The 12335-nt window shown below is 29.4% G+C and carries 18 protein-coding genes and 1 pseudogene; 13 read left to right on the top strand and 6 right to left on the bottom strand.

Annotated elements, in window-relative coordinates:
* The first annotated feature begins 125 nt into the window (after positions 1-125).
* From H561_RS0118750 to H561_RS22840, 8 genes are all read left to right on the top strand, one after another.
* Positions 126-863, top strand: a complete 738-nt coding sequence (locus H561_RS0118750; RefSeq protein WP_155845856.1) for a T9SS type A sorting domain-containing protein — start codon at positions 126-128, stop codon at positions 861-863.
* A gap of 390 nt (positions 864-1253) precedes the next feature.
* Positions 1254-1415, top strand: a complete 162-nt coding sequence (locus H561_RS24055) for a hypothetical protein (RefSeq protein ID WP_155845855.1) — start codon at positions 1254-1256, stop codon at positions 1413-1415.
* A gap of 172 nt (positions 1416-1587) precedes the next feature.
* The gene (locus tag H561_RS0118740; RefSeq protein WP_027388390.1) at positions 1588-1929 is read left to right on the top strand and encodes a type II toxin-antitoxin system HigB family toxin; all 342 of its coding nucleotides are present in this window, start codon (positions 1588-1590) and stop codon (positions 1927-1929) included.
* Positions 1929-2492 carry a helix-turn-helix domain-containing protein gene (locus H561_RS0118735; protein ID WP_027388389.1) on the top strand — a complete coding sequence of 188 codons (564 nt, stop codon included), beginning with the start codon at positions 1929-1931 and terminating at the stop codon, positions 2490-2492. Before H561_RS0118740 ends, H561_RS0118735 begins: the two co-directional genes overlap by 1 nt.
* 244 nt (positions 2493-2736) lie before the next feature.
* Entirely contained in the window at positions 2737-3027 is a 291-nt protein-coding gene (locus tag H561_RS0118730) for a hypothetical protein (protein WP_155845854.1), read from the top strand.
* Between the two features lie 366 nt (positions 3028-3393).
* On the top strand, positions 3394-3834 hold the full coding sequence (locus H561_RS0118725; RefSeq protein ID WP_155845853.1) for a hypothetical protein: 441 nt from the start codon (positions 3394-3396) through the stop codon (positions 3832-3834).
* A 178-nt stretch (positions 3835-4012) separates the two neighbouring features.
* Complete coding sequence (locus H561_RS0118720) at positions 4013-4333, top strand: hypothetical protein (protein WP_027388386.1); 321 nt, start codon at positions 4013-4015, stop codon at positions 4331-4333.
* 192 nt (positions 4334-4525) lie between these two features.
* Positions 4526-4870 carry a hypothetical protein gene (locus tag H561_RS22840; protein ID WP_051349453.1) on the top strand — a complete coding sequence of 115 codons (345 nt, stop codon included), beginning with the start codon at positions 4526-4528 and terminating at the stop codon, positions 4868-4870.
* 211 nt (positions 4871-5081) lie between these two features.
* On the opposite strand, the gene H561_RS0118710 is transcribed toward H561_RS22840, so the two are convergent.
* A complete protein-coding gene (locus H561_RS0118710) occupies positions 5082-5450 on the bottom strand; it encodes a DUF6864 domain-containing function (RefSeq protein ID WP_027388385.1) in 369 nt (122 codons plus the stop codon).
* A 187-nt stretch (positions 5451-5637) separates the two neighbouring features.
* The gene (locus H561_RS0118705) at positions 5638-5847 is read right to left on the bottom strand and encodes a DUF6904 family protein (RefSeq protein ID WP_027388384.1); all 210 of its coding nucleotides are present in this window, start codon (positions 5845-5847) and stop codon (positions 5638-5640) included.
* Positions 5848-6096: 249 nt separating this feature from the next.
* On the opposite strand from H561_RS0118705, the gene H561_RS22835 reads away from it, so the two are divergent.
* From H561_RS22835 to H561_RS0118680, 5 genes are all read left to right on the top strand, one after another.
* Positions 6097-7179 (top strand): ligand-binding sensor domain-containing protein, encoded by a 1083-nt coding sequence (locus tag H561_RS22835; RefSeq protein WP_051349452.1) that lies wholly within the window; start codon positions 6097-6099, stop codon positions 7177-7179.
* 251 nt (positions 7180-7430) lie between these two features.
* Positions 7431-8069, top strand: a complete 639-nt coding sequence (locus H561_RS0118695; RefSeq protein ID WP_034762777.1) for a DUF4919 domain-containing protein — start codon at positions 7431-7433, stop codon at positions 8067-8069.
* Between the two features lie 136 nt (positions 8070-8205).
* Entirely contained in the window at positions 8206-9537 is a 1332-nt protein-coding gene (locus H561_RS0118690) for a hypothetical protein (protein ID WP_155845852.1), read from the top strand.
* 184 nt (positions 9538-9721) lie between these two features.
* Positions 9722-10168: a hypothetical protein gene (locus H561_RS0118685; RefSeq protein WP_027388381.1), complete on the top strand. Its 447-nt coding sequence runs from the start codon at positions 9722-9724 to the stop codon at positions 10166-10168.
* Positions 10169-10475: 307 nt separating this feature from the next.
* Entirely contained in the window at positions 10476-10952 is a 477-nt protein-coding gene (locus H561_RS0118680) for a hypothetical protein (RefSeq protein WP_027388380.1), read from the top strand.
* A gap of 644 nt (positions 10953-11596) precedes the next feature.
* Here H561_RS0118680 and H561_RS24535 read toward each other — a convergent pair.
* The 4 genes and pseudogenes from H561_RS24535 to H561_RS22830 form a co-directional block, all read right to left on the bottom strand.
* Positions 11597-11692: pseudogene (locus H561_RS24535) on the bottom strand (hypothetical protein); the annotation flags it as partial.
* A complete protein-coding gene (locus H561_RS24530) occupies positions 11686-11793 on the bottom strand; it encodes a pentapeptide repeat-containing protein (RefSeq protein WP_081411694.1) in 108 nt (35 codons plus the stop codon). The pseudogene H561_RS24535 and the gene H561_RS24530, both read right to left, overlap by 7 nt.
* Positions 11790-11930, bottom strand: coding sequence for a pentapeptide repeat-containing protein (locus tag H561_RS24525; protein WP_394330855.1), 141 nt, complete (start codon positions 11928-11930; stop codon positions 11790-11792). Before H561_RS24525 ends, H561_RS24530 begins: the two co-directional genes overlap by 4 nt.
* Positions 11931-12049: 119 nt before the next feature.
* On the bottom strand, positions 12050-12335 hold a 286-nt coding region (locus tag H561_RS22830), incomplete at its 5' end, for an integrase core domain-containing protein (protein ID WP_034762775.1).

The following is a 12335-nucleotide window of genomic DNA, read 5'->3' as shown; positions in this document are numbered from 1 at the left end:
CAGGACTTTCGGATATAAAGGCGGACGAAACCGGTGTATATATTAACGGAGTAACGTTGGGGGTTTCTGGAAACTATTATGCAACTGAAGGTGCTTACAAACCCCAGTGTACAGATGGTGCTGATATGTTTGTTACAAAATTCGACCATTCCGGAAGAAGGGTCTGGAGTACTTATATAGGTACTGACGGTTATGAGTCGTTTCCCGGATATAGGGGACTTGATGTAAAAAACGGCAAATTACTGTTCACCGGCTTAAGCTATACCGATCAGAATATCTCAACTCCGGGAGCATACATCACAACAAAACCTAATCCTAACAATCAGGATATATTTTTCGGTATTTTAGATACCGGCAATGGATTTCCTGATTTTATTTCCTATTATGGTGGTACAAGTCCTAGTTTTACTGCCAGTTCTCCTGAATGTGTTTTCTTAAAAGATTCTGACGGATTTTTTATTTACGGCAATACAGGCAGAACAGTCGGATACAGTTCTCCAAACGGTTATCAGCCGAATATTATTTATCCTGTTGGGATTACAATAGGAACTTCTTCCTTTATAGCCAAGTTCGGCCCCACTTCCCTTTCCACTTCTGATGCCGCCATCGCCGGAGATCTTGTGCTTTACAATAATCCCAACAACGGAAACTTCAGTTTAAAAGGATCTGTTTTAAGCAAAGGACCACATATCATTAGTATTAATGATATGTCAGGAAGATTGATTTATTCTAAGAATATTCAAAAAAATAAAGAACAATCTCTTAATCTTGAAAACCAGCTTATTAACGGGAGCTATATATTATCTGTAAGTAAAAATGATAAAACTTTACTCAAAACATTTAAGTTAACTGTCAAGAAGTAGTAAGGAGGTAACAGATTAATCCAATACTTTTTTACAGCCGGACTACAAATATCTTTTTTACTTTCAAAGGCAATAAATACCCTGTTTAGTATGGTAAAACTAATATATATGGTAACCTGGATACTACAGATAATTCAGAACTCCATGCAATTATCTCAAAAAACAATGGGCAGAAAATAAAAAAAATTAATATCAAAAAACTAATATTATGATTCATGAAATAAGAAAACAATTGATAGATTTAGCCAGATCTAAAACAACCTGGAGTTACTCATAACTAAATAATCAACTTCAACTAAATTTAAATTTTGACGATCCATCACATAGAAAATTAATTGGGGAATGGCTAGGAGATATATCATTGCACGAGTATGAAAAAAAAGACCTCTATTGAGTGCTTTAATTATTCATAAAGGTAAAGATAAAGAACAAGGGGACGGCTTTTATAAACTATGTCAAGATATCTATAATAAAAATTGGGAAGATTTAAAAGCTAACAAAAATTTTGAAATTGAAAAAATCACAGAATGTTTTACGTTTTTGGAAAGATAATGATAAATATAGAAAATTTAAAAATGATTTCTAAATTCGTAAAATTAATATTAAAAGAAACTGGAGAAAGGTAATATATCAAAACAAAATAGATAGTATATAATATATATAGAAATTAACAATCAAAAAGTTCGGTAATAAACCGAACTTTTGCTAAATTTGTAAATAGAAAATGAGGCTAATAGGAAAAAGTAGGCTTGTTAAAATCAAGAAAAAAAATAAAGGTAACAAAAAGTTGTGTGATGAAATTGATAGTCTAATATCAGACTTAGAAAAATTTGATCCTTCTAAAGATATTTTAAAAACAGCTAGACCAGACGCAGATTGCGTCCATAACGATGGTTTTTATTTTTTTGATATTAATATTCATAGAACACTAATACTTATTGAATTGGATGATGAAGGTGAAGCGAGTATAGTGTGGGTAGGAACTCATCAAGAATATGATACAATATTTAAGAATAATAAAAGTACCATTGAAAAATGGTTAAGAAAAAATAATTTTATAGAGTAATGAAGACAGCAGATTTTGATATAGAAAAAATTGTAAAAAGAGGAGCTATAACTAATGAGCTAGATTATGAAAGAGCCTTAATTGCAGATAGGAAATTACGCATTCTTTCTAAAGAAAATAGCCATTTTAAAAATGTAAGAAATAATCTTCGTGATCTTATAGAACAATATGAGTCTTTAGAATGGGGTGACCTTGAATCTATAACTGATGAAAAAGTAATAGAAAGTAATAAGTTCGAAAAAATCGCAGAAATGGAAAGGGTTTTTATTGAAGCGCGAAAATCTGAAATTAAGAACAAATTAAAGGAACTAAATTTAACACAACAGGATCTTGCAAAGATATTAGGTCATAAAAGTAAAACACATATGTCAGAATTGATGAATGGAATTAAACCTTTTACTTTGAGAGATTTAATCATAATCAATAGAATATTTAAAGTTAATATGAATAAGCTATTGCCACTTTTTCTTTCTAATGACGACCAAATAAAGCTAAAAGAGGCAGTTAAATCAATAAACAGCCCTAATTTAAAACTTAAAAGTGATGATTTAATCCTTTGCTAATTATTATTTATTGAAAAATTGAAACTCTTATTTATTTAAGAGTTTTATTTTATTGTCCATCTGGAAGATCTACTTGTATAATGATAATAGTAATAAGTCTCAAAAAACGATGAAAACTGACCATTCCTTACACAGTATTTGCATTGCTTCAATCAAGAGAAGCACAATGAAGCCGTATGACTTTAAATGGACAAAGTTCTATGAAACTAATATAGACTTTCCTTATACTGGACTACAAATTGATATGACAGAAAACGAATTATTCATTTGTTCAACTTTTATTGACAATGATAATTTCAGTATTTTGACAACAAAAAAGCTATTAACCCTAGAAAACGGACAATTATGCTCTGAGAATATTAAAGGTGCAACGGATAAACTATATGGAGATTTTAAAGGTTACAAAGACAAAGAATTTACTTACGGACTAGTTCAACTACCTAACGGAAACGAATTAAAATATTTAATCGAAACAGGCAAAGCATCAATGGTTATGATTCAAGGTATTAGAACACTCATTACAATAAATAAATGAGATCAACTTACGTGGACAAAATGGGATAATCATTGCAAACATATTAGAACTGAATAGTGCTTCAAGTTCGATCCCAAATTAAAAGACAACATGTCAACAATATTATTAACCAAATCTCAAAAAACGATTAATACTTCCTTTCAATTCTATGGAATTAGTTTGCTGAATGTTTGGGGTGATATTACTGTTACAATAATAAATTAATTATATTAGTTAGATGTATTATAATTAATATCCTCGAAAAACGATCATATATTTAATCGCATATCCGGTTGATTTTGAATGGATATGCACTATTATATAGCGTATATATACAAGTTAGCAGAAATGCCAAAAAAATGGCACATTAGAAAAATAAACTTAAAAATGAAAAAATTATTATTGTTTGTAGGAATATTCTTAACTCTAAAATCTTTCGCACAAGCCCCACCACCTCCATCTTATCCTACGGAACAAAACAAAATCCTAATTGATGAACTGGTTCAAACCGTTGATCTTAAAGGATACATCCTTTTATATTGCATTGACAGAATTAATTTAGCAGCAAGACTTGAAAAATGGGACGAGAATAAAAAAAATGAAATTATTAAAAGCATTCATCTTGAAGAGATGGACGATGCTATTTATAATTCTTTTAGCAATTACAAAAGTGACGACCTTCAATTATTAATTGATACTTTTTCTAAAATTGAAGCAAAACGAAAAGGAAAAATAGTTCCTATGCCTTCAATTTTGAATGTAAGAATGGAAGGCTTTTCTAAATCGTTAATAAAGGGTGATTATTTATATCTCAATAAAGAAAAGTAGGCACATCTGCTAACAGTGGTTTTGCAATAGTGCGGAATTTTAGCAAGTTTATAGATTTTAGATTTTCCAAAAGTAATTTACAATAGAAAGATTTGGCATTTTAAGCCACACCATCGCAAAGTCGCAAACCTTTATAATTGCTACTAAAATCTCAAAAAACGATTATAATAAAGATTTTATGTTAGAATGGACACCCATTTCATTAGCCGAGCTTAATATCGAAATCCAGAAAACCGAAAAGGATTTGGAAGGAGAAATAGCAGAGTTTTGGCAATCAATTAAAATTGAGCCGGTAAAGTGGAATGAAAAAGAATATGGTACTGAAGGAGGCGGATTTTGGATTGTTGCGATTTTTAGTGGAAAAGTAATTTGGTACAATGATATTGAAGAAGGATTTAACATCTCAGAGTTTGAAAAACTTGGCGAAATTAGTGAATATGGCTGTGAGCAAGACGAATTTAGTTGGGCGATTAATAAGCTGTATAATGTGGTTAAATAGTTGCATAAAATAATGAAATGTTAATAATAGATAAAACGAAATCTCAAAAAACGATGACAATTCAATAATATTGATGTAAATATATAACTCAAACCACAAGTTTTAATATAGAAACGGGTTATAGTTAATGAATCTCCATCCGCAATTTGTAGCTGACTTAGCATATTAAATATTCCCTTAATTTAATTAGATATGAAATCAAAACAAGGACTAATAGTATTGTTAGTAATATTAGCTATTTTTTTTATTATCACTAATCGTATAGATCATAAGAGTTTTAGAAAAGAATTGGCTGACGAAGAGTGTATTATTGTTGTAGAATCCCCTCCAAAATTATATACTTCTGTAAATTTTAAAGCGAAAGGCTATAATCCTTTCACAAAGAAGTCTTGCGAATGTAATCATTACAATAGATGGTGGAGTTCATATAAAAATGATATATATATAGGTGATACAATTGTAAAGAAAAAGGGTGATCTAATTTTTAGTATTCATAAGAAAGATACTATTATCAATCATAAATATGTTACACGATGATTAATAATTTTATACTTTTAAACTGTACTGTTTTTCGGGGAGCTTACAATTATATCATAGGAAGAATGGGAGAAGATGAATATCACAGATATAAATCTTTAAAATGGCATTGTAGTGGAGGATTAGTTAATACTAATGAAAAGACTAAATTAGAAATCTAACTTAGTCTTTTTATTGGATGAAAAAATATTGATTTTTTGGTAGTATTATATTATTGATTTTCCATTGTTTCCCTTTGATAGAATGTAAAATGCAAAAGTTTCTGAAGTCCTTTCCCATAACCATCAATAGCTAGATTTAGATAGACATTTCTACCATTCATAAATCCTATAAGTACGGGTTCAGTGGTTCCTCTATTCAGGGCATTATCAGCATTAATAAATGTAATCTCCAAACCACTACCCTCTGTACCATTGTATTGAATTTGGGTTTCTTTTTCATCTTGGCTTTCATCTGTAACAAAGTTTACGACAACCTTGAAGCCGGGTGCAATATCAAAATTTATGTTTTCATCTTTAAATGAAATTACGCTTCCAGTTGCTATAATTTCAAAACCTTCATTACCTGTTGTTATGTTCATAAAAATTAAATTGTTTATTAGTAAATATATAATTATTTTTATATAGATCACTTAAATATGATCTTTTTCAGGATCTAAATTTCCGAATAGTAAATTAGGTGAATAATTGGAATTAATAAAAACACACCAAACATGCAGCAAGTTCCTTTATAATCTATACATTTTTCGTCACGATATGTAATGTTAGCTACCATTCGATTTCATAAATTTCATTATTATCATTAATTTCTAAATCTTCGATTTTACAATTATATTTTTTTGCCTCACTTTTTAAAAAAGCTTCTAATTCTTTATATTCAGGGGTAAAAATGGCTGCCGTTTTCATTAGTTCTGAGAGCTTTCTAAAAGGTAATTTACCCCCTTTCATTTCAAAGTACATCATATTTATGTTTCTCATAAATTGATTAGATTGTAAATTGCTGAATGTTTGGGGTATTTTCAAAACTTACGTAATTTCAAAAAACTCTAAAAATAATACATTCGACAATCAAAGAAAACTTAAGGAAAAAATGTAAGCGATTAACAATCTAATCATTAATATGAATTTTATATTAGTAGCAAAAATAGCTTTACGAAAGTTATATAAATCTGATTGACACAATGCGTAAATTTGAAAGTTTTGCGTCATACTAAAGACACCGTTATAATGAAAGTGAAATTAGGTAATCAAAACATTTTTATCCTTTGCTGGACATTTTTACTGGCTGTACCAATCTCTTGCGATAGTCAAAGTCAATCAAATAAGGAAAATCAGATAGTACAGACTAAAACTGACAGCAAGTTGTTGAAATTTACAACAAGTGTTCGGTCATTTTTAGAGGATAGTAAAGGAAACATTTGGTTTGGTAGCGACAAAGAAGGCGTGTGTTTGTTTCATAATGGTAAGTTTCAATATTTCACAACAGAAAACGGGTTAAGTCACAATCAGGTAAGAAATATTTATGAAGATAAAAATGGTGTAATATGGTTTGAATGTGGTAAAGGATTAAGTATATATGATGGACAAAAAATGTCTATTTACAAAGAAAGGAACTACGATTCGACAAAACAATGGAAATTAGGAGATAAAGACATTTGGTTCAAAGGGGACGAAATAGAGGGCTACAACAAATTTGAAAAGAGTCCTGGGGTGTATCAGTATGACGGAAAAAGGCTTTCCTATCGTACATTTCCTGTAACACCAAAATCCGAAGATGAGCGTAGATTTCATTATGCAATTTCAACACCTTTTGTAAAGGGTAAAAATGGCACGATTTGGTTTGGATCTTACAAAGCTTTAATTGGATATAATGGCACAGATTTCAAAATAATAACTGATGAATATTTGGGATTAGCTAAAGAAAAAAGAGGTCTGCATATCCGGGGCTTCTTGGAAGACAGCAAAGGAAATCTTTGGATTGCTAATAATGGAAGCGGTGTTTTAAAGTATAATGGGAAAGAAGCAATTAATTTCACATCAAAACAAAAATTAACAAAGGAAGATACCAAAGGCAATTCTCTTGAAAGAGCTTATTCCATTGGAGAAGATGCTGAAGGAAATATTTGGATTGGGACAGTAGAATCTGGGGTTTGGAAATATGATGGTAATTCTGTTAAAAATTTTACTGAAAAGGACGGACTTGAAGGTACATTCATTTCGACCATATATAAAAGCAAGCAAGGAGAATTGTGGTTTGGAGGAAATGGTGTTTATCGTTTCAATGGCAAGTCTTTTGAAAGAATATATTAACGATCAGTACGAATGCACAACAGCGATTTTGAAAAAAACGGATTAAGTGTTTAATTCAAAGCTTGTGCATTTAATCCGTTTCTTCGCACAGCCGCAAACCCATTACTAATTTATAACAAAATCTCACAAAACGATGCTTACTATAATTATAGAATATCAATAATGAAGCAACTTTTATACAATAATTAGATAAGGACTTCATCAGAAAAATCTAACAGAAGATGTGAAGTTATCAGAATAATGAAAACACTATGAAAAAAGCATATTTAACATTAATTTTAATCTTTTCCTCATTTTTTGCATTGAGTCAAAATCTAAATCTTGACTCAATAAAAATTAATGTTCAAAACAGAAATTCAGATTTATATTACGAAAAACTAATGTATAAATTTAAATTTGACCCAACTTCGATGTCAGATGAAGAAGTGAAAAATTTGTATTACGGAAAAAAATTTTCAAAATATAAAGCTTCTTTTTTTGACAAGGATTATTTAGATTTTACTAAAAATTTTAATCAAGGAAATCTGAAAAAAGCCATAATATATGGAGAGAAGTATTTAGAAAAGGATCCGACAAATTCTGAAGTTCTAACGTATATGGAAAGTGCTTATCGAAAAAAGGATAAAACATCGAAAAATTATTTGTTGTATTCGCTAAAATCAAAAACATTGTTAAATTGCATAATGAAAAATGGAGATGGAAAGACAAAAGAAACTGCTTTCAAGGTAAATTCAGTCGGTGAAGAATATTTAATTGCAGGTATACTTGGGAAAAATATTCGAACGTACAAATTAACTTCGATTTTACAAAAGGATGGAGTAATAGATGGGTTTTCTAAAGGAAGTGAATCTATATATTTTAAGGTGTTTGAAAGTATTACGAATTTCTAATTTAAAAATACCTTTAATAGCAAGAGTTTTACGATAGTGGAACGAAGTTGAAAGGTTATACGGTGATTCTTCGATTACCTTACCGTTGTAAAACTCCGAAATGTTGAAAAAATGTATTTTAAAATCCCAGAAAACGATGGACATAAAGTCATATAACTCAAAAAACATTGTAGATAGAAGTCCAAATATTGAGGAACTAATTAAGGAATGTTACAACAACGTTTTTGGAATAGATTTGAAGAATATTCACAGCAAAAAAAAGCCTCAGTACAATAATGAAAAGCAACTTATCCAAGAGATAAATGTAAATGGGAGGCTTCTCTTCGAAGATGGGATTAGTGAAAGATTTGAATTAATAAATTATAATGGACTTAATTATTTAGTTGGCGATAAAACAGCATATCCATGTTCAGATATCATAAGGGTTGGAAACGGTAAGAATTGGGTTATTTGTTTTGCATTACCAAATAAGCAGAAAATCCACGGAGAAACGGATATTAGAAAATCAGGAATAATTCTTAATTACTTTTCTGAAATTATAACAAAATTTAAAAGTGAAGAAGAATTTAGATTTTTCCTTCAGGAAGTTGAATTTACATTTTCTGAAAATGATTGGTTTAATAAAAATAACTTTGTTCTAAATCATTACCGGAATGTCAAATTTTGGAACAAAAGAGAAAAGATTGATAATATTTTTGGTAAAGGTTTGGTTTCACCTAGAAAATACTTGACATATATTATTTATAAGAAAGAGAATTTAAAGACAGAAAAGATCATTCATTCGCTTTTGCGTAGTTTATCTTCCGGTACGAAAACAGTAATTAATAGTGAAGAATTTATAACTTTTCTAAATCAATTGAATTTAGAAGAAATTGAAGAATTTTTCTGCTTAGATTATTTACGTAACCATGTAAAAGTTGATAAAATTTCCTATACTTTATTGGGAGATATGTTAGTCATTAATTCCGGTTATAAAAGAAATTTTATAGATTGGGACAAGAAAATTTATGACTCTGACGATGTTAAAAAGACATTTTACTCTCGCCTAATAAATAATTACAGGAGCTTAGAAAATTATATTCGTCAAGAAAAAGGGTTTGATGAAGTTGGAAGTTATGTTATGGAAAAGCATTTACTAAATCTGCTTACCACCGAATTTCCGACTTACAGAATCATAAGCCAGCATTCTCCGGAATGGTTATATGGGCAAAGGTTCGACATATTTATAAAAGAACTAAATGTTGCAATAGAATATAATGGTATTCAGCATTTTAAACCGATAGATTTTTTTGGAGGAAAAGAAGGTCTAGCAAAAACACAATTTTTAGATAATCAAAAGCGTGAAAAATCTTTAAAAAATGGAGTGAAAATATTTGATATAGACTATAATCAGGACTTTGATAATAGTTTTTCAAAGCTAAATATTTTACTAAAAGAACTTCAAAACGAAAACCATATCAATCATTAAATCTCAAAAAACAATTAATTCTTTAAATATTGATTATGAGCAACATTTGTAAATAATTACAATTAATTATAATCGAATATAAGTTTGAAAACCAATCATTTGAAGAGAAAATAAATTTTGATTTAATGATAACTGCGTATATTTGAGAGTTAAGCCTAATTTTAAAATTGAATACGAATATCGAATGGAATTTTTTAATGGAAAATATAAAATAGTTACTGGAATTACTATTGAGTACAAAATAAATCCTCAAAATCCAAAATACTTTGCAAAATTTGTGAATGACAATATTATAACTTTGGGACATACTGAAGAAGAGGCTATTGAAAGGCTAAAAAAACTTTATGAAGAATATAAGTTTAAAAATAAACTACACTCTATTTTGTCTAAACAAGTTCTTAATACATTTGTAACAATAGAGAAATTTGAAAAATATTTTCATAATGGAATTTCAAAAGATTTTTTTGAACTAATTGGTAAAGACTCTTACACGCAAATAGATGATGAATTCACGATAAAAGATTTAGAATTAGATGCTCAACAAATTGAATTGATTAATACTAAATATAATATTCAAGTTAATGAGGAGGATATTATCGTAAATATATTTGAACAAATTGAAAAAAGCTAGGCATAACAAGGGTTTTACGACAGTGGGGCTAAACTGCAAAGTTCAACTGTTGTTCGTCGGTTCAACTTTTGTGCTAAATTGAACATTTGCGCTTCGATTGTCCCACCATCGCAAAGCCCCGAAACGTTATAATTCCTATTAAATCTTAAAAGGCGATGAAAGAATAATCGCAGATCTATCTTCAAAATACAAAATTAATCCTCATAATAGGGAACTTTCTGAGGGCGAATTAAAATGTCTATCAAAAAATGTCATTGCTGATGACAAAATTATTATAGACCAAAAAATAATCTCAAAAAACGATCATATGGATCAAAATATATCACTTATTATAACTAAAAGTATTGAAACGAAAGTTCCAAAAAAAATTCCTCACCTAATAAAAAATGATTTATTAATTATTGCATTAAAAAGTAATGAATTTAGTTATTTTGTTTTTAAAGTTTTAAGGTCTTATCTAACTAATCTCCAAAACTATATTGAATATGATTTTGTAAAGCTAATTAATGAAATTAAATTATCAACTTTTCTTGGATTTCATGAAAGTGAATGGGGTATGCCAGTAGATCAAGTTTATTTTGCAGTTATTGATGGGGAAATAGTAATTGAATCGATTGAAAGTTTGAAAATTGACGAAAGTGATGATCAATTCATTTTAATTCCAGATAAAAAAATTAGTCCTAAAGAATTGCTAGAAATAGACTTATCAAATATGGATTATTATGATAGTTATTATGATTTTGAAGAAAAATACATTGCTGAAATGGACTTACTTAATAAATAAAATTTAATCTCACAAAACGATCGTTATGAAAGATTATATTTTAATTGTGGTCGGAATCATTGTAGCAATAATATTATTGACTATATTCTTTCCCGTTGATAAAGAACATCATCAATAATCTATGACGGCCGTGCATAAACCATACTTAGGGCCTGCATCGGTGATAGGATGGCATGCTCCATTGATACAGCAGTTGTCTTGACCGCAGTCATAATTGGCAGGACATGGGATACGGCCTCCAAGTATTAACTTCAATTGATTTCTGTCTAGTTTCTGATTTTTAAGATGTGATTTCATAGTGAATATTTTAATATTGATAAACAAATTTAATAAATATTTCACACAAAAGTTAATTTTTATTAAATATCTTATTTGTAATATGTTATCATCCATTTTTCGCCTCAATATTTCATAGCTTATTTTCCTTTGATAATAGAATCCGGATGCCTAACTTTACTTTTGTTAAACCATAATAAATAAACGGATTTGAAACTTCCCCTCTCTTAGTACTTCAATCAGGATGTCATTTTTCTTGCGCAAGATCTTTTGGGAAAAGTTCTGCTGCCTTTTAAATTCAATTCTTATAATAACATACAGCCATTAGATAAAGGATCGAAATCTTTAGGCCAAACAGTTTCAGCATTCTATATAGCATCTTTAAATATTGCTTTTTCAATATCAATACAAAGCATATTTGCACCAGATAAATTTGCACAATTAACAGTAGCTCCTTCTAAATTGGCTCCTTGAAGTTTGAATGACTAAAATCACAATGTAAAGCTATACTTTTAGATAAATTTGCATTCAGTAAAATAACGTCTCTTAAATCAGCAGTTATCAAATTTGTAAAAGAAGATTAGACTTTATCAAACAAGAGTTGAATAAAAACGCACCTCGAAGATTTGATTTAAAAAAGCTTGTATTAGTAAGATTCAAATTTTCAAGCTTTGCCCTATGTAAATCTAAATCCTCTAAAATAGCTCCATCTAAACTATTATAAGGAACGTCTATGACCTCCCCCCGATATATGGAACAGTCTAAATTAGAGAAATTTGATTTTTCTGACTGTTTGACCTCCCCCCGATATATGGAACAGTCTAAATTAGAGAAATTTGATTTTTCTGACTGTTAATGATGAATTCATTTGGTGTTAAATTTCCTAACGAACTATGAGGTCTGTAGCTGTTGTAATCTTCTCTCCAGACATCCAACTTCTGCTGTGCATCTTCTAAGGAGAGAAACCAATTTACATTAAGACACTCATCGCGTAATGATCCGTTAAAACTCTCAATAAATGCATTATCAGTAGGTTTTCCCGGTCTTGAGAACTCCAGTTCTATTTTCTTTTCATAAGCCCATCTGTCTAATGCTTTACTGATAAAC

Source organism: Chryseobacterium gregarium DSM 19109, from assembly GCF_000430845.1.
Taxonomy (GTDB): Bacteria; Bacteroidota; Bacteroidia; order Flavobacteriales; family Weeksellaceae; genus Chryseobacterium; species Chryseobacterium gregarium.
The sequence above is the reverse complement of the archived record's forward strand: the minus strand, read 5'-3'. Positions and strand labels throughout refer to the sequence as shown.

Excerpts from the sequence above, each read along its gene's own strand:
- H561_RS0118750 (WP_155845856.1), top strand. The coding sequence starts at position 126 with ATGTTTGTTACAAAATTCGACCATTCCGGAAGAAGGGTCTGGAGTACT.
- H561_RS0118740 (WP_027388390.1), top strand. The coding sequence starts at position 1,588 with ATGAGGCTAATAGGAAAAAGTAGGCTTGTTAAAATCAAGAAAAAAAAT.
- H561_RS0118735 (WP_027388389.1), top strand. The coding sequence starts at position 1,929 with ATGAAGACAGCAGATTTTGATATAGAAAAAATTGTAAAAAGAGGAGCT.
- H561_RS0118730 (WP_155845854.1), top strand. The coding sequence starts at position 2,737 with ATGACAGAAAACGAATTATTCATTTGTTCAACTTTTATTGACAATGAT.
- H561_RS0118725 (WP_155845853.1), top strand. The coding sequence starts at position 3,394 with ATGAAAAAATTATTATTGTTTGTAGGAATATTCTTAACTCTAAAATCT.
- H561_RS0118720 (WP_027388386.1), top strand. The coding sequence starts at position 4,013 with ATGTTAGAATGGACACCCATTTCATTAGCCGAGCTTAATATCGAAATC.
- H561_RS22840 (WP_051349453.1), top strand. The coding sequence starts at position 4,526 with ATGAAATCAAAACAAGGACTAATAGTATTGTTAGTAATATTAGCTATT.
- H561_RS0118710 (WP_027388385.1), bottom strand. The coding sequence starts at position 5,450 with ATGAACATAACAACAGGTAATGAAGGTTTTGAAATTATAGCAACTGGA.
- H561_RS0118705 (WP_027388384.1), bottom strand. The coding sequence starts at position 5,847 with ATGAGAAACATAAATATGATGTACTTTGAAATGAAAGGGGGTAAATTA.
- H561_RS22835 (WP_051349452.1), top strand. The coding sequence starts at position 6,097 with ATGAAAGTGAAATTAGGTAATCAAAACATTTTTATCCTTTGCTGGACA.
- H561_RS0118695 (WP_034762777.1), top strand. The coding sequence starts at position 7,431 with ATGAAAAAAGCATATTTAACATTAATTTTAATCTTTTCCTCATTTTTT.
- H561_RS0118690 (WP_155845852.1), top strand. The coding sequence starts at position 8,206 with ATGGACATAAAGTCATATAACTCAAAAAACATTGTAGATAGAAGTCCA.
- H561_RS0118685 (WP_027388381.1), top strand. The coding sequence starts at position 9,722 with ATGGAATTTTTTAATGGAAAATATAAAATAGTTACTGGAATTACTATT.
- H561_RS0118680 (WP_027388380.1), top strand. The coding sequence starts at position 10,476 with ATGGATCAAAATATATCACTTATTATAACTAAAAGTATTGAAACGAAA.